At 71.0% G+C, this 20,785-nt stretch carries 17 protein-coding genes; 5 read left to right on the top strand and 12 right to left on the bottom strand.

The annotated features are described in order from the left end of the window. The first annotated feature begins 61 nt into the window (after window positions 1-61). Window positions 62-826 carry a helix-turn-helix domain-containing protein gene (locus OOK38_RS23105; RefSeq protein ID WP_266757605.1) on the top strand — a complete coding sequence of 255 codons (765 nt, stop codon included), beginning with the start codon at window positions 62-64 and terminating at the stop codon, window positions 824-826. Window positions 827-851: 25 nt separating this feature from the next. Here the strand turns inward: OOK38_RS23105 and pyk are convergent, their stop codons facing one another. Both pyk and OOK38_RS23095 read right to left on the bottom strand, forming a co-directional pair. Further along, a complete protein-coding gene (pyk, locus tag OOK38_RS23100) occupies window positions 852-2,288 on the bottom strand; it encodes a pyruvate kinase (protein WP_266757607.1) in 1,437 nt (478 codons plus the stop codon). Between the two features lie 243 nt (window positions 2,289-2,531). After that, window positions 2,532-3,302 carry an SIMPL domain-containing protein gene (locus OOK38_RS23095; protein WP_266757609.1) on the bottom strand — a complete coding sequence of 257 codons (771 nt, stop codon included), beginning with the start codon at window positions 3,300-3,302 and terminating at the stop codon, window positions 2,532-2,534. Window positions 3,303-3,440: 138 nt separating this feature from the next. Between OOK38_RS23095 and OOK38_RS23090 the strand changes: the two genes are divergently transcribed. Beyond that, window positions 3,441-5,246 (top strand): bifunctional UDP-sugar hydrolase/5'-nucleotidase, encoded by a 1,806-nt coding sequence (locus OOK38_RS23090; RefSeq protein WP_266757611.1) that lies wholly within the window; start codon window positions 3,441-3,443, stop codon window positions 5,244-5,246. A gap of 84 nt (window positions 5,247-5,330) precedes the next feature. On the opposite strand, the gene OOK38_RS23085 is transcribed toward OOK38_RS23090, so the two are convergent. The 6 genes from OOK38_RS23085 to OOK38_RS23060 form a co-directional block, all read right to left on the bottom strand. Beyond that, window positions 5,331-6,776, bottom strand: coding sequence for a lysine N(6)-hydroxylase/L-ornithine N(5)-oxygenase family protein (locus OOK38_RS23085; protein WP_266757613.1), 1,446 nt, complete (start codon window positions 6,774-6,776; stop codon window positions 5,331-5,333). Continuing rightward, the gene (locus OOK38_RS23080; RefSeq protein WP_266757615.1) at window positions 6,773-8,134 is read right to left on the bottom strand and encodes an aminotransferase class V-fold PLP-dependent enzyme; all 1,362 of its coding nucleotides are present in this window, start codon (window positions 8,132-8,134) and stop codon (window positions 6,773-6,775) included. Before OOK38_RS23080 ends, OOK38_RS23085 begins: the two co-directional genes overlap by 4 nt. 352 nt (window positions 8,135-8,486) lie before the next feature. Then, on the bottom strand, window positions 8,487-10,979 hold the full coding sequence (gene pepN, locus OOK38_RS23075; protein ID WP_266757616.1) for an aminopeptidase N: 2,493 nt from the start codon (window positions 10,977-10,979) through the stop codon (window positions 8,487-8,489). Window positions 10,980-11,063: 84 nt separating this feature from the next. After that, window positions 11,064-11,633 (bottom strand): two-component system response regulator, encoded by a 570-nt coding sequence (locus OOK38_RS23070; protein WP_266757618.1) that lies wholly within the window; start codon window positions 11,631-11,633, stop codon window positions 11,064-11,066. Window positions 11,634-11,814: 181 nt separating this feature from the next. Continuing rightward, entirely contained in the window at window positions 11,815-12,186 is a 372-nt protein-coding gene (locus OOK38_RS23065) for a chorismate mutase (protein ID WP_266848778.1), read from the bottom strand. A gap of 11 nt (window positions 12,187-12,197) precedes the next feature. Next, a complete protein-coding gene (locus tag OOK38_RS23060; RefSeq protein WP_266757622.1) occupies window positions 12,198-13,082 on the bottom strand; it encodes an AraC family transcriptional regulator in 885 nt (294 codons plus the stop codon). A 96-nt stretch (window positions 13,083-13,178) separates the two neighbouring features. Between OOK38_RS23060 and OOK38_RS23055 the strand changes: the two genes are divergently transcribed. After that, window positions 13,179-15,074 carry a beta-galactosidase family protein gene (locus OOK38_RS23055; RefSeq protein WP_266848777.1) on the top strand — a complete coding sequence of 632 codons (1,896 nt, stop codon included), beginning with the start codon at window positions 13,179-13,181 and terminating at the stop codon, window positions 15,072-15,074. A gap of 187 nt (window positions 15,075-15,261) precedes the next feature. Here OOK38_RS23055 and OOK38_RS23050 read toward each other — a convergent pair whose 3' ends face one another. Together OOK38_RS23050 and OOK38_RS23045 are read right to left on the bottom strand one after the other, a co-directional pair. Then, complete coding sequence (locus OOK38_RS23050) at window positions 15,262-15,717, bottom strand: GNAT family N-acetyltransferase (protein ID WP_266757626.1); 456 nt, start codon at window positions 15,715-15,717, stop codon at window positions 15,262-15,264. Between the two features lie 246 nt (window positions 15,718-15,963). Further along, window positions 15,964-16,746, bottom strand: coding sequence for a trypsin-like serine protease (locus OOK38_RS23045; RefSeq protein WP_266757628.1), 783 nt, complete (start codon window positions 16,744-16,746; stop codon window positions 15,964-15,966). A 220-nt stretch (window positions 16,747-16,966) separates the two neighbouring features. On the opposite strand from OOK38_RS23045, the gene OOK38_RS23040 reads away from it, so the two are divergent. Continuing rightward, window positions 16,967-17,860, top strand: a complete 894-nt coding sequence (locus OOK38_RS23040) for a hypothetical protein (RefSeq protein WP_266757630.1) — start codon at window positions 16,967-16,969, stop codon at window positions 17,858-17,860. A 140-nt stretch (window positions 17,861-18,000) separates the two neighbouring features. Beyond that, window positions 18,001-18,747 carry an ankyrin repeat domain-containing protein gene (locus OOK38_RS23035; RefSeq protein ID WP_266757632.1) on the top strand — a complete coding sequence of 249 codons (747 nt, stop codon included), beginning with the start codon at window positions 18,001-18,003 and terminating at the stop codon, window positions 18,745-18,747. A 257-nt stretch (window positions 18,748-19,004) separates the two neighbouring features. Here the strand turns inward: OOK38_RS23035 and OOK38_RS23030 are convergent, their stop codons facing one another. Together OOK38_RS23030 and OOK38_RS23025 are read right to left on the bottom strand one after the other, a co-directional pair. Next, window positions 19,005-19,919 (bottom strand): SDR family oxidoreductase, encoded by a 915-nt coding sequence (locus tag OOK38_RS23030; protein WP_266757634.1) that lies wholly within the window; start codon window positions 19,917-19,919, stop codon window positions 19,005-19,007. Beyond that, window positions 19,916-20,671 (bottom strand): SDR family oxidoreductase, encoded by a 756-nt coding sequence (locus OOK38_RS23025; protein ID WP_266765635.1) that lies wholly within the window; start codon window positions 20,669-20,671, stop codon window positions 19,916-19,918. Before OOK38_RS23025 ends, OOK38_RS23030 begins: the two co-directional genes overlap by 4 nt. Between the last annotated feature and the right edge of the window lie 114 nt (window positions 20,672-20,785).

Genomic DNA, 20,785 nt, shown 5'->3' with positions numbered 1-20,785 from the left:
ATTCTGGTGAACATCCGCTTTTTGCTGAGTGTCGCACCCGCACTGTCCACAGAGTGGCCATATGTACGACATGGGCACACGCAAGCGAGCGCTGGCACTCGTTGCACAGGGGCGCAGTCTCAACTCGGTGAGCAAGGAGACCGGCGCCTCCCGAGCCGCGATCCGTTCCTGGCAGTCACGTATCGAGCCTCTGAGCGGCAACCGCTCACGACCATGCCCCAGGTGTCGCGTCACCCCTGAACCACCGGATGATCCTGCCGCCTACGCCTATCTTCTGGGGCTCTACTTAGGAGACGGCTGCATCAGCACCTCGCGGCGAGGTGTCCATTTCCTGCGCATCGCCTGTGCCGACGCGTGGCCCGGGCTCATCGAGGCCTGCGCGTCAGCGATGCAACTCATGCGCCCCGACAACAAAATCTTCCGCGTCCGGAGCCAGGGCTGCCAGTACGTCACCTGCTCCAGCAAGCACTGGCCCTGCCTGTTCCCTCAGCACGGCCCAGGCAAGAAGCACGATCGCAAGATCACCCTGGAGCCCTGGCAGCAGCGCATCGTCGATGCCCACCCCTGGGAATTCGTCCGGGGGCTCATCCACTCCGACGGGTGTCGCATCACCAACTGGACCACACGACTTGTCGGTGGCGAGCCCAAGCGCTACGAGTATCCCCGGTACTTCTTCACCAACAAGTCGTCCGACATCATGCGCCTCTTCACCGACACACTCGACGCGGTCGGCGTCGACTGGAAACAGCCGAACTCCCGCAACATCTCCATCGCCCGCAAAGCCTCAGTAGCCCTCATGGACGCCCACGTGGGCCCCAAGTACTGACCCGGCGACGGAGAAGGCCCGCCGGCTACTTGGGGCTGTCGTCCTCGCCGATGTGATGGACGCGGACCAGGTTCGTGGAGCCGGTGACTCCGGGCGGGGAGCCTGCGGTGATCACGACGATGTCGCCCTTGGCGCAGCGGCCGTACTTGAGGAGGAGTTCGTCGACCTGGTCGACCATGGCGTCGGTGGAGTCGACGTGGGGGCCGAGGAAGGTTTCGACGCCCCAGGTGAGGTTGAGTTGGGAGCGGGTGGCGGGGGTGGGGGTGAAGGCGAGGAGGGGGATCGGGGAGCGGTAGCGGGAGAGGCGGCGGACGGTGTCGCCGGACTGGGTGAAGGCGACGAGGAATTTGGCGCCGAGGAAGTCGCCCATTTCGGCTGCGGCGCGGGCGACGGCTCCGCCTTGGGTGCGGGGTTTGTTGCGTTCGGTCAGGGGCGGGAGGCCCTTGGCGAGGATGTCTTCTTCGGCCGCTTCGACGATGCGGGCCATGGTCCTGACGGTTTCGATGGGGTATTTGCCGACGCTGGTTTCGCCGGAGAGCATGACGGCGTCGGTGCCGTCGATGACGGCGTTGGCGACGTCGGAGGCTTCGGCGCGGGTGGGGCGGGAGTTGTCGATCATCGAGTCGAGCATCTGGGTGGCGACGATGACCGGTTTGGCGTTGCGTTTGGCGAGTTTGATGGCGCGCTTCTGGACGATGGGGACTTGTTCGAGGGGCATTTCGACGCCGAGGTCGCCGCGGGCGACCATGATGCCGTCGAAGGCGGCGACGATGTCGTCGATGTTGTCGACGGCCTGGGGTTTTTCGACTTTGGCGATGACGGGAAGGCGGCGGCCTTCTTCGTCCATGATGCGGTGGACCGCGTCGATGTCCTTGCCGCTTCTGACGAAGGAGAGGGCGATGACGTCGAATCCGGTGCGCAGAGCCCAGCGGAGGTCTTCTTCGTCCTTTTCGGAGAGGGCGGGGACGGAGACGGCGACGCCGGGGAGGTTGAGGCCTTTGTGGTCGGAGACCATGCCGCCTTCGACGACGGTGGTGTGGACGCGGGGTCCTTCGACGGTGGTGACTTCGAGGCAGACTTTGCCGTCGTCGACGAGGATGCGTTCACCGGGAGTGACGTCCGTTGCCAGTCCGTCGTAGGTGGTTCCGCAGGTCTGGCGGTCGCCTTCGGCGCCTTCTTCGACGGTGATGGTGAAGGTGTCTCCGCGTTCAAGGAGTACGGGGCCTTCGGTGAAGTGGCCGAGTCGGATCTTCGGGCCTTGAAGGTCGGCGAGGATGCCGACGCTGTGGCCGGTCTCGTCGGAGGCCTTTCGGACGTGCCGGTAGCGCTCCTCGTGTTCGGCGTGGGTGCCGTGGCTGAGGTTGAAGCGGGCTACGTCCATTCCGGCTTCGACCAGGGCTTTGATCTGGTCGTACGAGTCGGTGGCGGGGCCCAATGTACAGACGATCTTTGCTCGGCGCATGGTTCGAGCCTAGGCCTTACCGGTCGGTAGAGAATTGGTCGCGCATGACTACTCAACAACCTTTGCGTGAAGGGTTATTGACAACTGTTGAATTGTGCGCCGGGGTGCTCCGATGAGCGGGGAGCGGCTCCCCGGGGCGCGTGGGTGCGTTCATCTGTCCGGTTTCCGTCCAGTATCCGTCGGTCGTGCGGTGGGTGCTTGGCAGAGCCGGCCGGTGACTTTCCGTGATTCTTCCGTGAGTGGCTAGAGCCGGGGTGGGGCCATGGTGAAGCGGGCGTTGACCTGGGCGTGGACGTGCTGGCGTTGGGGTTCGAGGTCGAGGGGGGCGGGTTCGTCCTCGGTGGTGCCGCCGCCGTAGGCGGATCTGCGCGTGGAGCGGGTGGACTGGGCGGCGAGGGCGTAGGGGTGGGTGTCTTCGGCGCCGATGTCGGCGAGTTCGACGAGTGCCGTGAGGGTGGTGTCGAGGGCTTCGGCGTATTCGCGGGCGCGTTGGACGGCTTCGCGGACGGCTTGCCGGCGTGCGTCGCGGTGGGCGGGTGAGTCGGGGCGGAGGGCCCACCAGGGGCCGTCGACCTGGGTGAGGTCGAGGTCGGCGAGGGCGGTGGTGAGTTCGCCGAGTGCGGTGAAGTCGGTGAGTTCGGCGTTGATGTGGACGTGTCCGTGGTAAGTGCGGACGCGTTCTCCGCGGCCGTGCCGGCCGAGTTCGGGGCTGATGGTGAAGGCGCCGGTTTCCAGGCGTTCGACGGCGTCGCCGTAGGTCTTGACGAGGTCGAGGGCGAGGGTGTTGCGGCGGGTGAGGTCGGCGAGGGCTTCGCGGCGGTCTTTGCCGCGGGCGCTGATGGAGATGCCGATGCGGGCGATCTCGGGGTCGACTTCGAGGTGGGCTTCGCCGCGGACGGCGATGCGGGGGGTGTCGGGGGTGCCGTAGGGGACGGCGGGTGGGGTCTGTTCGGCGGCTGGTTCGGGTCGGGTGTCGGGGGTGGAGGGGAAACCGGGGTCCGAGTTGGGGGTCATACGTCCCACTCTGTCACTGGGCGGGGGGTGTGTGGTGCCGTCAGGTCATCAAATGGAAACCTCCTGGGCCTGTTGCGGGGGCCGGTGTTGGGGTCAGAATCTACGCGCGTCATCGACCTTTCCCGAGGAGTTCCAGACATGCCCTTGAACCGCCGCAAGTTCCTGAAGAAGTCCGCCGTGACGGGTGCGGGGGTGGCGCTCGCGGGTGCGGGCGCGGCTCCGGCGGCGCAGGCCGCGGAGGCGAAGGGTGGTGCCAAGCCGGTGAAGCGGTACTCGCTGACGGTGCTGGGCACGACCGACCTGCACGGTCACGTCTTCAACTGGGACTACTTCAAGGACGCGGAGTACTCGGACAAGGCGGGCAACGCGCAGGGTCTGGCGCGGATCTCGACGCTGGTGAACGAGATCCGTGAGGAGAAGGGGCGTTGCAACACGCTGCTGCTCGACGCGGGTGACACGATCCAGGGCACGCCGCTGACGTACTACTACGCGAAGGTGGATCCGATCACCGCGAAGGGTGGTCCGGTGCACCCGATGGCGCAGGCGATGAACGCGATCGGCTATGACGCGGTGGCGCTCGGGAACCACGAGTTCAACTACGGCATCGAGACGCTGCGGAAGTTCGAGTCGCAGTGCCGTTTCCCGCTGTTGGGTGCGAACGCGCTGGACGCGAAGACGCTGAAGCCGGCGTTCCCTCCGTACTTCATCAAGAAGTTCCATGTCCATGGTGCGCCGCCGGTGAAGGTGGCGGTGCTGGGTCTGACGAACCCGGGTATCGCGATCTGGGACAAGGCGTATGTGCAGGGCAAGCTGACGTTCCCGGGGCTGGAGGAGCAGGCGGCGAAGTGGGTGCCGAAGCTGCGGTCGATGGGTGCGGACGTGGTGGTCGTGTCGGCGCATTCCGGTTCGTCGGGGACGTCGTCGTACGGTGACCAGTTGCCGTATGTGGAGAACTCGGCGGCGCTGGTGGCTCAGCAGGTGCCGGGGATCGACGCGATCCTGGTGGGTCACGCGCATCTGGAGATCCCGGAGCTGAAGGTCACGAACACGGCGTCGGGGAAGACGGTCGTGCTGTCGGAGCCGCTGGCGTACGCGGAGCGGCTGTCGGTGTTCGACTTCGAGCTGGTCTTCGAGAAGGGGCGCTGGACGGTCGAGTCGGTGGCTGCGTCGGTGCGCAACACGAATTCGGTGGCGGACGACCCGAAGATCACGCGGCTGCTGAAGGACGAGCACGATGTGGTGGTGGCGTACGTCAACCAGGTGGTCGGTACGGCGACGGAGACGTTGACGACGGTGGAGGCGCGTTACAAGGACGCTCCGATCATCGATCTGATCACCAAGGTGCAGGAGGACGTGGTCAAGGCGGCGCTGGTGGGGACGCAGTACGCGTCGCTGCCGGTGATCGCGCAGGCGTCGCCGTTCTCGCGGACGTCGGAGATCCCGGCGGGGGATGTGACGATCCGGGATCTGTCGAGCCTGTACGTGTACGACAACACGCTGGTGGCGAAGGTGATGACGGGTGCGCAGGTGCGGGCGTACCTGGAGTACTCGGCGAACTACTTCGTGCAGACGGCCGCGGGTGCGGTGATCGACACGGAGAAGCTGACGAACGCGAACAATCGTCCGGACTACAACTACGACTATGTGTCGGGGCTGCGGTACGACATCGACATCGCGCAGGCCGAGGGTTCGCGGATCAAGAATCTGTCGTACAACGGTGCGGCGCTGGACGATGCGCAGCAGTTCGTGTTCGCGGTGAACAACTACCGTGCCAATGGTGGCGGTGCGTTCCCGCATGTGGCTTCGGCGACCGAGGTGTGGTCGGAGTCGACGGAGATCCGGACGCGGATCGCGGAGTGGGTGACGGCGAAGGGTTCGCTGGACCCGAAGGAGTTCGCGTCGGTGGACTGGAAGCTGACGCGTGACGGTACGCCCGTGTTCTAGGGCGGGCGGGGTTGGGTTGACGGCGTCGGCGCGGTTTTTCGCGTCGGCGCCGTCGGCGTTGGGGCCGGGGTTGTTCCGCCGCTGTCACCTGCCCTCTACGAGGGGGATGAGGGGGACGAGGGGGGTGAGTGTCCGGGTTTCCTGGCCCTGGCGGGCGGAGGGGATGCGGGGGGTCCGTTCCAGGCCGAAGGTGGTGAAGGCGGTTCGGCCGGGGAGGGGGTAGGGGTCTTTGCCGGTGAGGGAGTTGAGGATGGTGGCGCTGCGCCAGGCGGCGAGGCCGAGGTCGGGGGCGCCGACGCCGTGGGTGTGGAGTTCGGCGTTCTGGACGTAGACGCGGCCGGTGACGGAGGGGTCGAGCATCAGGCGGAACTGGTCGTCGATGCTGGGGCGTTGGGCCTGGTCGCGGCGGAGGTAGGGGTCGAGTCCGGTGAGGAGGGGGGCGATGGGGCGTTCGCGGTAGCCGGTGGCGAGGACGACGGCGTCGGTGGTGAGGCGGGTGCGGGTGCCCTGTTGGCCGTGTTCGAGGTGGAGTTCGACTTTGGTGGTGGCGACGCGTCCGGCGGTGCGGACGGTGACGGCGGGGGTGAGGACGGCGTCGGGCCAGCCGCCGTGCAGGGTGCGGCGGTAGAGCTCGTCGTGGATGGCGGCGATGGTGTCGGCGTCGATGCCTTTGTGGAGTTGCCATTGGGCGGCGACGAGCCGGTCGCGGACGGGTTCGGTGAGGGCGTGGAAGTAGCGGGTGTAGTCGGGGGTGAAGTGTTCGAGGCCGAGTTTGGAGTACTCCATCGGGGCGAACGCTTCGGTGCGGGCGAGCCAGTGGATGTTCTCGTGTCCGGTGGGGCGGTTGCGCAGGAGGTCGAGGAAGACTTCGGCGCCCGACTGGCCCGCGCCGATGACGGTGATGTGTTCGGCGGTGAGGAACTGCTCGCGGTGTTTGAGGTAGTCGGCGGCGTGGATGACGGGGACGCCGGGGGCTTCGACGAGTGGTTTGAGCGGTTCGGGGATGTGGGGGGCGGTGCCGACGCCGAGGACGATGTTGCGGGTGTAGGTGCGGCCGAGGGCCTGGGCTTCGCCGTCGGTGTCGAGTTCGGTGAAGTCGACTTCGAAGAGCTGGTGTTCGGGGTTCCAGCGGACGGCGTCGGCCTGGTGTCCGAAGCGGAGTCCGGGGAGGTTGTCGGCGACCCAGCGGCAGTAGGCGTCGTATTCGGCGCGCTGGATGTGGAAGCGCTCGGCGAAGTAGAACGGGAAGAGGCGGTCGCGGTCCTTGAGGTAGTTGAGGAAGGACCAGGGGCTCTTGGGGTCGGCGAGGGTCACCAGGTCGGCGAGGAAGGGGACTTGGAGGGTGGCGCCGTCGATGAGGAGGCCGGGGTGCCAGTCGAAGCCGGGGCGTTGTTCGTAGAAGACGGTGTCGAGTTCGGTGAGGGGCTGGGCGAGGGCGGCGAGGGAGAGGTTGAAGGGGCCGATGCCGATGCCCACCAGGTCGCGGGGTGTTTCGGCGGCGGGGCGCTGGGGGTGGGGCGTCGGGCTCATCGGGGGGTGTGTCCTTCCACCAGTTTCAGGAGCGTGGCCAGGTCGCCGGGCCGGGTGTGGGGGTTGAGGAGGGTGGCTTTGAGCCAGCGGCGGCCGTCGACGGTGGCGCGGCCGAGGACGGCGCGGCCTTCGTTCAGGAGGGTGCGGCGTACGGCGGCGACGGTGTCGTCGGTGGCGCCGGTGGGCCGGAACAGGACGGTGCTGATGACCGGCCGGTCGTAGAGCTCGAAGCCGGGGTGGGCGGCTGTGAGGTCGGCGAGTTCCTGGGCGTGGGCGCAGACCTGGTCGACGAGGGCGCCGATGCCGTGCCGTCCGAGGGTTTTGAGGGTGACGGCGATCTTGAGGATGTCGGGGCGCCGGGTGGTGCGCAGGGAGCGGCCGAGCAGGTCGGGCAGGCCGGCTTCGGTGTCGTCGTCGGCGTTGAGGTAGTCGGCTCGGTGTCCGAGGGTGGTGAGGTCGGCGGGGTCGCGGACGGCGAGGAGTCCGGCGGCGACGGGCTGCCAGCCGAGTTTGTGCAGGTCGAGGGTGACGGTGTCGGCGCGGGCGAGTCCGTCGAGTTTGGTGCGGTGCCGGTCGCTGAAGAGGAGGCCTCCGCCGTAGGCGGCGTCGATGTGGAGGCGGGCGCCGTGGGTGGCGCAGAGGTCGGCGATGCCGGGCAGGGGGTCGATGAGTCCGGCGTCGGTGGTGCCGGCGGTGGCGGCGACGAGGAGTGGGCCGTGGAGGTCGGTGAGGGCTCTGTCGAGGGCGGCGGGGTCGAGGGTGCCGGCGGGTGCGGGGACGACGACGGGTTCGGGGAGGCCGAGGAGCCAGGCGGCGCGGTGGAGGGAGTGGTGGGCGTTGGCTCCGTGGACGAGTTGGACGCTGCCGTGCTTCTCGCGGGCGAGGAGGAGGGCGAGTTGGTTGGACTCGGTGCCGCCGGTGGTGACGAGGGCGTCGCTGCCGGTGCCGTGGACCTCGTGGGCGAGGGTCTGGGTGAGGAGTGCTTCGAGTTCGGAGGCGGCGGGCGCCTGGTCCCAGGAGTCGAGGGACGGGTTGAGGACGGAGGCGGCGAGGTCGGCGGCGGTGGCGACGGCGAGGGGCGGGCAGTGCAGGTGGGCGGCGCACAGGGGGTCGGCGGGGTCGGCGGCGCCTTCGGCGAGGGCGCGTACGAGGGTGTGCAGGGCGTCGTCGCTGCCGTGCTGGGGCAGGAGGTCGCCGGCGGCGTCTCGGAGGCGCCGGGCGACCTGTTCCGGTCCTCCGGCGGGGAGGGGTCCGCCGCGTGCGGCGGTGCCTTGGGTGAGCGCGTCGAGGACGGTGTCGAGCAGGGGCCGCAGTGCGTGGGGGCCTTGGGGGCCTGAGGCGAGGGGCGGCGTGCTCATGGGTGTCCTCCGGTGGACGCGCGGCGGGGTACGTCCCCGGCGTGTACGCGTTTTGGGCAGGTGTGCCCGCCAAGGACAACGATTCGGCCCCCTGTGGGGGTACTGCCGTACGGAGGAATTGTGGGGTTGGGCGGTGTGCCGGGCCCTGTCGCAGGGGTCGTTCGGGGTGGCCGGGCCTGAACGGCCGTGCACGCGAACGCCGGAGAGGCTGCGGGTCAGCCTCTCCGGCGTTCGGGGAGCGGGGTTCGGGGCAGCGGCCGGGGCCCCTGGGGTTGGGTCTCCCCTGGGGTCCGGGCCCCCTGGCTCCAGGCCTCCCTGGGTCCAGGGGCCCGGGTCCAGGCCTCCCCGGGGTCTAGGCCTCCCTCACCCGCAAGGCCCGTGCGAGGTCGTCGAGTTGGTCGGTGAGTTTGCGGCGCAGGGCCGGGATGGGGTCGGCGTCGCTGAGGCAGGCCTGGCCGAGGGCGAGGGTCTCGGGTGAGACGGCGTGGGCGGGGAAGGCCCAGCGGCCGGCGGCTTCGGCGATGGCGGGGCCGCGCCGTCCGGCGACGGCGACGGCGTCGGGCCAGTATCGCTCGACGTACGCGCGGACGAGGTCGGCCTGTTCGGGCTGCCAGAAGCCCTGGGCGGTGGCGGTGAACAGGTAGTTGGAGAGGTCGTCGGTGGCGAACATCGCGTCCCAGGCGGCGCGCTTGGCCTCCGGGTCGGGCAGTGCGGCGCGGCAGCGGGCGGCGCCTTCCTGGCCGGTGGCGCTGGGGTCCTGGACGAGTTCGGCGTCGATCACCGCGTCGTCGACGGCGCCGAGGACGGAGAGCCGGCCGAGGATGCGCCAGCGCAGTTCGGGGTCGAGCTCGGGGCCGCCGGGGACGGTGCCCTCGGAGAACCAGGCGCTGATGGTGTCGGGGTGGGCGGCGACGTCGATGAAGTGGCGTACGGCGGTGAGGCGCAGGCCGGGGTGGGAGCCGTCCTCGGTGCGGCGGATGAGGTCGCGGCACAGGGCGGTGAGGGTGGCGAGGGCGGTGGGGCGTTCCTCGGGGCGCAGGAACCGGTCGGCGACGTGGAGGGTCGCGAAGGACAGGACGCCCTGGACGAGGGCAAGGTCGGTCTCGTGCGGCAGGTGGGTGCGGGCGGCTTCGATGTAGGCCATGGCGGGGAGTTCGCCGTCGCGTACGGCGTCGCGCAGGGCGTTCCAGACGACGGCCCGGGTGAGGGGGTCGGGGAGGCCGGAGAGGGCGGCTCGTACGGTCTGGAAGGACTTGGTGTCGAAGCGGACCTTGGCGTAGGAGAGGTCGCCGTCGTTGAGGAGGAGCAGGTCGGGGCGGCGGCCGGGGCGGGGGTCCGCGGGGCCGGCCTGGGGGACGTCGAGTTCGAAGCGGTCGCGCAGGACCAGGCGGTCGCTCTCGCCGGGGACGGTGTCGTAGGCGCCGGCGGCGATGCGGTGGGGGCGGCTGCCCTCGTGGTCGACGGTGAGCTGCCATTGGCCGTCGGCTTCGGTGATCGCGGGCCTGAGGGTGTCGACGCCGGTGGTGCGCAGCCAGGCGTCGGCCCAGGCGTGTACGTCGCGTTCGGTGGCGGAGGCGAGGTTGTCGATGAAGTCGGCGAGGGTGGCGTTGCCGAACTTGTGGCGGGCGAAGTGGGTGTTGATGCCGGCGAGGAAGTCCTTCTCGCCGAGCCAGGCGACGAGCTGGCGCAGGGCGGAGGCGCCCTTGGCGTAGGAGATGCCGTCGAAGTTGAGCATGGCGGACGCGGTGTCGGGGACCGAGTCGGGGTCGGGGGCGACGGGGTGGGTGGAGGGGCGCTGGTCGGCGTCGTAGCCCCAGGACTTGCGGGCTACGCCGAAGTCGACCCAGGTGTCCGTGAAGCGGGTGGCTTCGGTGAGGGTCTGGTAGCCCATGTACTCGGCGAAGGACTCGTTGAGCCAGATGTCGTCCCACCAGCGCAGGGTGACGAGGTCGCCGAACCACATGTGGGCCATCTCGTGGGCGATGACCATGGCGCGGGTCTGGCGTTCGGTGTCGGTGACGGCGGAGCGGTAGATGAACTCGTCGCGGAAGGTGACGAGTCCGGGGTTCTCCATGGCGCCGGCGTTGAATTCGGGGACGAACGCCTGGTCGTAGGAGTCGAAGGGGTAGGGCTCGTCGAACTTCTCGTGGTAGCGGTCGTAGCAGGAGCGGGTGATGTCGAGGATCTCGTCGGCGTCGGCGTCGAGGTACGGGGCGAGGGAGCGGCGGCAGTGGAGGCCGAAGGGGAGGCCGCGGTGCTCGGTGCGTACGGAGTGCCAGGGGCCGGCGGCGACGGCGACGAGGTAGGTGGAGATGAGGGGGGTGGGCGCGGCCTTCCAGTGGCCGTGTCCGAGGTGTTCGGTGACGCCGTTGGCGAGGACGGTCCAGCCTTCGGGTGCGGTGACGGTCAGCTCGAAGACGGACTTGAGGTCGGGCTGGTCGAAGGCGGCGAAGACGCGCTGGACGTCTTCCATGAAGAGCTGGGTGTAGAGGTAGGTCTCGCCGTCGGTGGGGTCGGTGAAGCGGTGCATGCCCTCCCCGGTGCGGGAGTAGCGCATGGAGGCGTCGACGCGCAGTTCGTGCTCGCCGGCGGTGAGTCCCTTGAGGGGCAGCCGGTTCTCGTCGAGGGTCTTGGGGTCGAGGGGCCGGCCGTCGAGGGTGACGGAGCGCAGTTCGGCGGGCTTCAGCTCGACGAAGGTGTCCGCGTCGGCGCGGGTGGTGAACCGGATGACGGTGAGGGAGTCGAAGGTCTCGTCCCCTCCTGTCACGTCGAGTTCGATCCCGTAGTGGTGGACATCGAGGAGCTTGGCACGGGTCTGCGCTTCGTCGCGCGTCAGTACGGACATGAGCACATGCTGCCCGATACGGCAGACGGGACACAGAGGTGGTCCGGTATACGCGCTTTGTCGCCGCCTGGTCACAGGCTGCGGTTACGGCGTGCGGCCCTGTTCCATGCGGTCGCCGTCCCGCGGCGGGCGCGGGTCCTGTGGGCGCGGGTCCTGTGGGGACCGGCGGCGGCCGGGGATGTGCGCGTCGGGGTGTGCGAGGGCGGGGTCCGGGGTGTGTTCCTTGACGAGGGCGCGCAGTTCGCGCAGTTCCTCTTCGAGGGCCTGGTGGCGGCGGTGGGCTTCGTAGAGGTAGCGGACCTTGGTGCGCAGGGCCCAGGGGTCGACCGGTTTCATGAGGAGGTCGGCGACGCCGAGGGCGAACGCGGTGGCGGTGAGTTCGGTGTCCGGGCCGAAGCCGGTGAGCAGGATGACGGGGATGTGCTGGGTCTGTTCGACGCGCCGCATGTAGCGGACCACGTCGAGGCCGCCGACGCCGGGCATACGGACGTCGAGGAGGAGCAGGGCGACCTGGCCGCGCAGGACTTCCTTGAGTGCCTCGTCGCCGCCGGTGGCGCGCCCGACCCGGTAGCCGAGCGGGGCCAGGGCGCTTTCCAGGGCGTACAGGGTGTCCTCGTGGTCGTCGACGATGAGGATCTTGGCATCCGACGGCATGGCCCGGCGTCCCCTCGTTTGGACGTACCAGCTTATGCCCGTAGGGACGTCCGACGCGTGCCCGTGGTGGTGGCGGAGGTCCTCGGCGGCGGGGACCGGCGCGGCGTGTTCGGCGGGAACTGCGCGGTGGTGCACTGCGCGGGAGCGCGCTGCACGGGGTGCGCGCCGCGGTCCGCCGGTGTCACTCCCCCGTGTCGGCCGTGTCGGCCGTGTCGGCCGGTTCGGCCGTGTCGCCGCCCGCGTCGTCGGCGATGCGCTCGTGGTGCCGGATGACCTCGGCGATGATGAAAGTGAGCAGCTTTTCGGCGAAGGCCGGATCGAGTTTGGCGCTCTCGGCGAGGCGGCGCAGCCGGGCGATCTGGTGGGCCTCGCGGGAGGGGTCGGCGGGCGGCAGCTGGTGGGCTGCTTTGAGGTGGCCGACCTGCTGGGTGCACTTGAAGCGTTCGGCGAGCATGTGGACGACGGCGGCGTCGATGTTGTCGATGCTGTCGCGCAGCCGGGCGAGTTCCGTGCTGACGGCGGGATCGACTTCCTGGGGCTTGCTGGTGGTCATGAAAGTCAACCCTACGTGGCCCGTCGGGGTTCGATCATGGGCGGATCGTCGGGGTCCGGGACGCGGTCGTTCCAGTCGCCGGGGGCGGTGCGGCGCTGCTGTTCGCGGAAGCGGGCGGGGGGTGTGCCGACGCGGCGGGTGAAGAGGCGGGAGAAGTAGGCGGGGTCGTCGTAGCCGACGCGGCGGGCGACGGCGGCGACGGGAAGTTCGGTGGCGGCGAGGAGTTCCTTGGCGTGGCCGAGGCGGATGCCGAGGAGGTAGTCCTTGGGGCTGCGTCCGGCGCCGCGGCGGACGGCGGTGCGCAGTTCGGCGGGGGTCATGCCGTGCCGGGCCGCGTGGTCGGCGACGGACATCGGCTTGAACGCGTCGCGGGCGAGGGCCTGGAGGACTTCGTCGCCGTCGGGGGCGAGGTCGGCGCGGGCGCGGCGCAGGGCGACGAGGAGTTCGTGGACGGCGGCGCCGGTCTCGGCCTCGAGGAGGGGGTTGCCGCGGCGGGCGGCGCGGGCGATGCGGGCGACGACGGTGCGGGCGCCGGCCGCGTCGGAGAGGGGTACGACGGGCCGGCCGGGTTCGATGAAGCCGAGTTCGGTGTACGTCGTGGTGGCGGGTCCGGTGAAGTCGACGAAGCACTCGTCCCAGGCGGGGTCGGGCCCGTAGTGGTGGGGGGTGCCGGGGGTGAGCCAGATCAGGGCGGGCGCGGTGACCGGGTGGTGTCGTCCGTCGGGGGTGCGGTACCAGCCGCTGCCCTCGCTGATCAGGACGGCGACGTGGTGGTCGAGGGTGCGGGGGCCGACGGCGGGCAGTTCGCCGTGCTGGAGGCCGACGCCGAGGCAGGCGAGGCCGAGGCGGAGGTGGACGGGGCCGGGGGTGAGGTAGCGCGTCCAGGTCTGGTACATCCGTGTTCGTCCCGCCCGGTCGGTCTCTTCGTTCCGTCCAATCAGCGACGATCTTTGTCCATGGACGCGCCCGCCGCCAGGGGTGATGGTGTGGCCATGAGCGAGTTCGCGGTGGGGGACACCGATTTTCTGCTGCACGGGCGCCCGGTGCGGCTGCTGTCCGGCGCGCTGCACTACTTCCGGGTGCACGAGGAGCAGTGGGCGCACCGGCTGGGGATGCTGCGGGCGCTGGGGCTGAACTGTGTGGAGACGTACGTTCCGTGGAACCTCCACGAGCCGCGTCCCGGCGAGGTGCGGGATGTGGCCGCGCTGGGCCGTTTCCTGGACGCGGCGCGCGCGGCGGGGCTGTGGGCGATCGTGCGGCCGGGTCCGTACATCTGCGCGGAGTGGGACAACGGCGGGCTGCCGTACTGGCTGACGGGGCGGCCGCGGACCCGGGACGCGGAGTACCGGGGGCAGGTGGAGCGCTGGTTCCGTGTGCTGCTGCCGGAGATCGTGTCGCGGCAGGTCGACCGCGGCGGTCCGGTGCTGATGGTGCAGGTGGAGAACGAGTACGGCAGCTACGGCTCGGACGGGGTGTATCTGGGGTGGCTGGCGGAGCTGTTGCGTGCCGAGGGGGTGAGTGTTCCGCTGTTCACGTCGGACGGCCCCGAGGATCACATGCTGACGGGCGGCTCGGTGCCCGGTGTCCTGGCGACGGCGAACTTCGGTTCGGGTGCGCGCCAGGCGTTCGCGGTGCTGCGGCGGCACCGGCCCGTGGGGCCGCTGATGTGCATGGAGTTCTGGTGCGGCTGGTTCGACCACTGGGGCGCCGGTCATGTCGTACGCGATCCGGGGGACGCGGCAAGGGAGTTGCGGGAGATCCTGGAGTGCGGGGCGTCGGTCAATCTGTACATGGCGCACGGCGGGACCAACTTCGCGGGCTGGGCGGGCGCCAACCGGGGCGGTGGCGCGCTGCACGACGGTTCGCTGGAGCCGGACGTCACGTCCTACGACTACGACGCCCCGATCGATGAACTCGGGCGCCCGACCGAGAAGTTCTGGCGCTTCCGGGAGGTTCTCGCCGCGTACGCGGAGGGCCCGCTGCCCGATCCGCCGTCGGCGCCGGCCCGGCTGGGCGCGTCCGCGACGGTCGGTCTTCACGGGTGGGCCTCGGCGGACGCCGTGCTGGAGGCGGCGGGGGGTGTCGGGGCGGAGTACGCCGTGCCGCCGACGTTCGAGGAACTGGGCGTGGACCGGGGGCTGGTCAAGTACGAGGTGAGGGTGCCGGGACCCCGGCAGCCGTACCCGCTGTCGGTGCGGGGGCTGCGGGATCTGGCGGTCGTGTACGTGGACGGGGTGCGGGCCGGGGTGCTCACGGAGGACGAGCCGCGGCTCGAGGAGCCGGTCGCGGGGCACGCGCGTGTGGAGCTGTGGGTGGAGTCGCTCGGGCGGGTCAACTACGGTCCGCGGTCGGGCGAGTCGAAGGGCATCACCGGGGGTGTGCTGCACGAGCGGCAGTATCTGCACGGGGTGCGGGCGCGGGGGCTGCGGCTGGACGCGCTGGACGGGGACGTCGGGCGGGTGCCGTTCGGGGGGCTGCCGGGAGACGGTTCCCCTGGGCTGTACCGCGGCACGGTCGAGGTGAGCGGCGCCGGGGACGCCTTCCTCGAACTCCCGGGTTGGACGCGGGGGTTCGTGTGGATCAACGGGTTCAATCTGGGCCGCTACTGGTCCGTGGGGCCGCAGCGTTCGCTGTACGTGCCCGGTCCGGTCCTGCGCGAGGGCGTCAACGACGTGTGGGTGCTGGAGTTCGAGACGGCCGGCCGGGCGGTCCCGGACGCCGCGAACGAGTCGGGTGCGTCGGGTGCGTCGGGTGCGTCGGGTGCGTCGGGTGCGTCGGGTGCGTCGGGTGAGCGGGACGCGACGTCGGCGGTGCTGTCGCCGCCGGTCCTGCGCAGGCCCGACCCGGTCTCACCGGTGCCGCGGGCTGCGGGCCGCGCGAACGCGTGAGGCGAACTCCTAGGACCGGGCGCCCTGTTCGGCCGGCGGGCGGGCGTCGGGTGGACCTCCGCCGGGCGTCCGGTGGGTCTCCGATGGACCTCCGCCAGACATCCGGTGGGTCTCCGGTGGACCTCCGCCGGACATCCGGTCGGTTTCCGATGGACCTCCGCCGGGCGTCCGGTGGCCGGGAACGCCCCTACGGCTGTCCACCAGTGAGCGTCTTGTGGAAGTGCACGTCCTGGTGACCGCCCGGGATGCCGTCCGTGCGGCCGGTCTCCCGGTAGCCGTGCCCGCGGTAGAAGTCGGGGGCCTGGAAGGTGAACGAGGAGACGATCATCTCGGCGCAGCCGCGCCGGACGCTCTCCTCCTCGGCCGCCCGGAGCAGTTTGCTGCCCCAGCCCGCGTGCCTCTGGTCGGCCCGTACCCACAGCATGTCGACGGCGCAGCAGCTGCCCCAAACCCAGGCGGTGAGCCCGCCGACGAGTTCTCCGTCGGCGTCGGTCACCCGGACCGAGAGCGGCTCGGGGTCACCGGCACCGGTCGCCGTCGCGTTGAAGGCGGTGAGTTCGTCGTCGAGGCGCTGTTGCAGGGCGGCGTCCTTGGCCCCGATCAGCAACGACGCGGGGACGGGCTGGTGGTGTCGGCTGGTCATGGCGGCGAGTATGCCAACGCCGGGGCCGGGCGCCGAACCCATTTTCCCGCCCGCCAGCTCCCCGTGCGCGGTGCCGCTCCCCGTACGCGGCCCACCCGCTCACCCGCGGGCGTCCGCGCCTCCCGGTACGGCACCGCGCGGCGGTCGCCCGCGACCGGTGTCGCGGGCGCCGCGCGTACTGGCACCGGTGGCCGGCGCTGGTGCTGCCGGCGCCGGTGCTGGCGCCGGTGGATCGTCCGGCGGGTGTCAGAGTCCGGCGGCGGCCCTGGCTATGTCGGCCGCGAAGGTCGAGACCTCGCTGTACACGCCGGGGTATCCGGGCCGCGCGCAGCCCTCGCCCCAGCTGACGATCCCGACCTGGATGTAGGCGCCCGTGTCGTCCTTGCGGAACATGGGGCCGCCGGAGTCGCCCTGACAGGTGTCGACGCCGCCCTGGGCGACGAATCCGGCGCAGATCTCGTCACCGGGGACGAGATCGCTGCCGTACGCCTGCTTGCAGGTGGCGTCGTCGACGAAGGGGACGGTGGCCTTGAGCAGGTAACGCTGCTGTCCGCCGCCCTCGCGGGCGGCGCCCCAGCCGGCCACGGTGAAGTCGCCGTTGTTGAAGGCGGTGCTGGTGGCGACCTTCAGGGTGGGCTGCTCGACGGGCTTGGCGAGTTTGATGAGGGCCCAGTCCTTGCCCTTGCCGTTGTAGCCGGGGGCCTGGAGCACCTTCGTCGACTTGACCTTGACGGCGCTGCTGCTCTGCAGGTCCACGACGCCGGTGGTGGCGGTGATGGAGGTGTTGGTGCCCGAGCCGTTCACGCAGTGCGCGGCGGTCAGGACGATGCTCTTGGTGTAGAGGGCTCCGCCGCAGCCCATGGAGAGGCGGACCATGAACGGGAACTCGCCCTGCGCGGCGCGCGTGCCGCCGACGACGGGAGCGGGTGCCGCGTGCGCGGTCAGCGGCTGGAGGGACACGGCGGCGAGGGCGACCGCGCCGACCGTGAGCAGTCTTCTGATGACGCCGTATTTCTTGAGAGACTTCAACGCGCTTCCTTTCGTGGGGGGTTGTCCGCACGGCAGACGCACAGAAACGCTTCATGGCATGCTCCTGCCAAGCTGGTGGGGATTATGAGGACCGGCCGCCGGAGCGGGCAAGAGCCGCAATCCGGCCAGACACCGCCCCGCCCGGGCCCGCGGCCCCCGCCGCCGGAAGGAACCCCGCTTACAGTGGAGAGGAGTTCCGGCGTCTTCTGGGGGTGCGGACGTGGCGAACGGCGGACCCGTCGAGCACGGCTACCCGCATCTGGACACGGTGCGGGCTTCGATCACCGCGCTCTACAAACGGCTCTCGTACGACACCATCCACACCTTCGCGACCAGCGTGGCCCCCGCGGACGTGGCCTTCGCCGACGGCGACGACCTGCATCTGGGCGCCCAGCGCGTGGCCCGCGAGATGGTGCGGCACTACCGGCTGCCGGACGCCCGGATGATCGTCGGCTTCCGTGAGATGACCCACGCGGCCCACGTCGAACTCGCCGCGGGCCCCGAGTACTTCATCGAGCTCAACGACCGCTTCCGAACTCACCGCAAGGACATCGGCGCCGCCCTCGCCCACGAGGTGATGCACGTCTATCTGCACCGCCTCGACCTCTCGTTCCCCGGCACCCGCGACACCGAGATCCTCACCGACACGGCCGCGGCCTACCTCGGCGCGGGCTGGCTGCTCCTCGACGCCTACCGCGAGGACTCCGCGTCCTCGCAGAAGCTCGGCTATCTGACACCCGAGGAGTTCGGATACGTCCTCGCCAAGCGCGCCCTGGTCTTCGGCGAGGACCCCTCGGTGTGGTTCACCAGCCCGCAGGCGTACACCGCGTACGCCAAGGGCATGGCGCGGGCCCGCCGCGACGAGCAGCAGCCCCCGCTGACCGCAGCGGGCTGGGCCGGCCGCCGCCGCTACGCCCGGGACCGCCGCCACGCGCAGGACCACGGCACCCCCGACCACTCCGGCGTCCCCTACGCCTTCGCGCCCGACGACCGCGGCCCGCTGCGCGTGTCCTTCCCGTGCCCGACCTGCCACCAGCGCATCAGGGTGCCGGTGCGCGGCAGGGTACGAGCCCGGTGCGCGCTGTGCCGGACGGTGCTGGAGTGCGACACCTAGGACTCTCCGGCCGATCACGGCGGAGAGGCGGGGTGCCGCTCGTGGGCGCCCCGTGCGGAGGGATGACCCCGAGGGCGGGGTGAGGCGGAACACCCCAAAAGCCTTTGCCTCGCGTGTCCCTGGTGAGCGAGGGTCGAAGGATGAGCACGAACGACCCCGCCGCACGTCTCTTCCCCGCCCTGTACGAGGGGGACGAGGACGCGGTCGTACGGCTGCTGCGCGCCGGGGTGAGCGCCGAGGCGGTCGACGAGGACGGCCAGAGCGCTCTGTACCTGGCGGCGGTGAGCGACCAGCCCGGCATGGTACGGCTGCTGCTGACCGCCGGCGCCGACCCCGACCGCCTCAGCCTGGGCACGGACGCCCCGCTGTGCGGCGCGGCCTGCGGCGGCCACACGGAGGTGGTCCACGCCCTGCTCGCGGCCGGGGCCGGCCCGAACACCGTGGAGGAGTTCGGTTTAACCGCCCTGACCTGGGCCTTGCGTGGGGGCCACACCTCGGTGGCAAAGGCGCTCCTCGCGGCGGGCGCGGACCCGGACCGGCCCGGACCCGCCGGCGAGCCTCCGCTCGTGACGGCCGCGCACCGGGGCTCCGTCGGCTGCGTACGGGCCCTGCTCGCGCACGGGGCGGGCGCGCGGGCCGAGGCGCTGGCGGAGGCCCGCCGCCTGCTCGGCGTCGACCTCGAAGCCGAACTCCTGGCGGGCCTGACCCGCACGCACGGCCCCGGCCACCCCTCGGTCACCCACCGCCGGCCGTCCCCCGAGGGCGTCATCGTCGAGGTCCAGTTCCTCGACGCCGAGGGCCGCCCCTTCGCCGGCGACGACCTCGAGACCGGCCATGCGGAGATCGCCGCTCTGTTGGAGGCGGACGCGGCACGCCCCAGGCGCTGAAGCTCTGGGCGTCCAGGGGCGGCACGACGTCACGCGCCGCTCCCAGGACGGGATTCACCGAGTCCGCACCGCGTGCCGTCGACCGAGCCGGAGCACCCGCCCGCGTCCCCCGAAGCACCGTCGTACCGCCCCGAATTCACCGCCTCCGCCCCCGCGGAGCGCAGCCCCGGAATCCCGCCTCCCCTTCCCTCTCCCCCTCCCGCTCTCCCTCCCTGGCGGGGTGCCGTACACCCGAAATCCCCGCCCCGCCCCCGTCCCTACCCGGTTCCGTACACCGCCCCCGGAGTCTCCGCCTCCGTCAGGAGCTTGCGGACCGTTTCGCCGGCCTCCGCCGGGCTCCAGCGGGACCCCTTGTCGGCGCTCGGGCCCGGCCGCCAGCCCTCCATCACGGTGATCCGGCCGCCCTCGGTCTCGAAGACGCGTCCGGTGACCCCGGCGCTCGCGGCCGATCCGAGCCAGACGACCAGCGGCGAGACATTGCCGGGTGCCATGGCGTCGAATCCGCTGCCGGGGGCGGTCATGGTGTCGGCGAAGGTCCGCTCGGTCATCCGGGTGCGGGCGGCCGGGGCGATGGCGTTGACCTGGATGCCGTAGCGTCCCATCTCGGCCGCCGCGACCAGCGTCAGCCCGACGATGCCGGCCTTGGCGGCGCTGTAGTTGCCCTGCCCGACCGACCCCAGCAGGCCCGCTCCGCTGCTGGTGTTGACGACCCTGGCGTCGGGCGCGCGGCCCGCCTTCGCCTCCGCCCGCCAGTGCGCCGCCGCGTGCTTGAGGGGCAGGAAGTGCCCCCTCAGATGGACCCGCATCACCGCGTCCCAGTCGTCCTCGTCGAGGTTGACCAGCATCCGGTCGCGCAGGAACCCGGCGTTGTTGACCAGCGTGTCGAGCCGCCCGTACGTCTCCAGGGCGGTGCGGACGAGGGACGCGGCGCCCTCGGTCGTCGCGATGTCGCCGCCGTGGGCCACCGCCTCGCCACCCGCCGCGCGGATCTCCTCGGCCACCTGCCGGGCGGGGCTGTCCGGTCCGGGGGTGCCGTCGAGGCCGACGCCGAGGTCGTTCACGACGAGCAGGGCGCCCTCGGCGGCGTACGCCAGCGCGTGCGCCCTGCCGAGCCCGCGGCCCGCGCCCGTGACGATCACGACCCGCCCCTCACACAGCAATCGTGCGCTCATCCCACGTCTCCCTGCTGGTCCTTGTTGGCGGTGGCGGCGTCCAGGAAGGCGGGCCGCTCCCCGCCTCCGTGGACGAGGATCGAGGCGCCGCTGATGTACGCGGCGGCGTCCGAGGCGAGGAAGACGGCGGCCCCGCCGACGTCGGACGGCTGGGCGAGGCGGCCCAGCGGGACGGTACGGGCGACGGCGGCGATGCCGTCCTCGCCGCCGTAGTGCAGATGGGCCAGTTCGGTGCGGACCATGCCGACGACCAGGGTGTTGACCCGGATCTCCGGCGCCCACTCGACGGCCATCGAGCGGGCCAGGTTCTCCAGTCCCGCCTTGGCCGCGCCGTAGGCCGCCGAGCCGGGCGAGGGGCGCGACCCGCTCACGCTGCCGATCATCACGATCGAACCCCGGGCACGCCTGAGGTGCTCGTGGGCGGCGAGCGACGCGGTGAGCGGGACGGTGAGGTTGAGCTCGATCACGCGGGCGTGCCGCTCGGCGTCCGCCTCGGCGAGGGGCCGGTAGGGAGCGCCGCCCGCGTTGTTGACCAGGACGTCGAGCCGGGGCAGGGCGTCGAAGAAGGCGCGCACGGCGGCCGGGTCGCGCAGGTCGACGGGGACGAAGTCGACCTTTTCCAGGGAGACTTCCGGCGGTCGGCGCGCACAGACCACGACCTGCGCGCCCGCCCCCACGAAGGCCCGCGCGATTCCTGCCCCGACCCCGCGGGTGCCGCCGGTGACGACGACGGTCCGGCCGCCGAGGTCCACGCCGGCGCCTCGGCGATCCATGGTGTCCACGTTGTCCACAGGGCCTCCCGCGCGGCTGCGATCGCTGCTAGCTTCGCATGACACCTAACAAACGTTTGGTGGAAAGGTAGCTGA

The sequence above is a fragment of the Streptomyces sp. NBC_00568 genome (assembly GCF_026341855.1).
Taxonomy (GTDB): domain Bacteria; phylum Actinomycetota; class Actinomycetes; order Streptomycetales; family Streptomycetaceae; genus Streptomyces.
The sequence above is the reverse complement of the archived record's forward strand: the minus strand, read 5'-3'. Positions and strand labels throughout refer to the sequence as shown.

Coding starts and splice junctions, on each gene's coding strand:
- OOK38_RS23050 (WP_266757626.1), bottom strand. CDS start 15,717: ATGACCAGCCGACACCACCAGCCCGTCCCCGCGTCGTTGCTGATCGGG.
- OOK38_RS23090 (WP_266757611.1), top strand. CDS start 3,441: ATGCCCTTGAACCGCCGCAAGTTCCTGAAGAAGTCCGCCGTGACGGGT.
- OOK38_RS23085 (WP_266757613.1), bottom strand. CDS start 6,776: ATGAGCCCGACGCCCCACCCCCAGCGCCCCGCCGCCGAAACACCCCGC.
- OOK38_RS23105 (WP_266757605.1), top strand. CDS start 62: ATGTACGACATGGGCACACGCAAGCGAGCGCTGGCACTCGTTGCACAG.
- OOK38_RS23080 (WP_266757615.1), bottom strand. CDS start 8,134: ATGAGCACGCCGCCCCTCGCCTCAGGCCCCCAAGGCCCCCACGCACTG.
- OOK38_RS23035 (WP_266757632.1), top strand. CDS start 18,001: ATGAGCACGAACGACCCCGCCGCACGTCTCTTCCCCGCCCTGTACGAG.
- OOK38_RS23095 (WP_266757609.1), bottom strand. CDS start 3,302: ATGACCCCCAACTCGGACCCCGGTTTCCCCTCCACCCCCGACACCCGA.
- OOK38_RS23060 (WP_266757622.1), bottom strand. CDS start 13,082: ATGTACCAGACCTGGACGCGCTACCTCACCCCCGGCCCCGTCCACCTC.
- pyk (WP_266757607.1), bottom strand. CDS start 2,288: ATGCGCCGAGCAAAGATCGTCTGTACATTGGGCCCCGCCACCGACTCG.
- OOK38_RS23055 (WP_266848777.1), top strand. CDS start 13,179: ATGAGCGAGTTCGCGGTGGGGGACACCGATTTTCTGCTGCACGGGCGC.
- OOK38_RS23030 (WP_266757634.1), bottom strand. CDS start 19,919: ATGAGCGCACGATTGCTGTGTGAGGGGCGGGTCGTGATCGTCACGGGC.
- pepN (WP_266757616.1), bottom strand. CDS start 10,979: ATGTCCGTACTGACGCGCGACGAAGCGCAGACCCGTGCCAAGCTCCTC.
- OOK38_RS23065 (WP_266848778.1), bottom strand. CDS start 12,186: ATGACCACCAGCAAGCCCCAGGAAGTCGATCCCGCCGTCAGCACGGAA.
- OOK38_RS23070 (WP_266757618.1), bottom strand. CDS start 11,633: ATGCCGTCGGATGCCAAGATCCTCATCGTCGACGACCACGAGGACACC.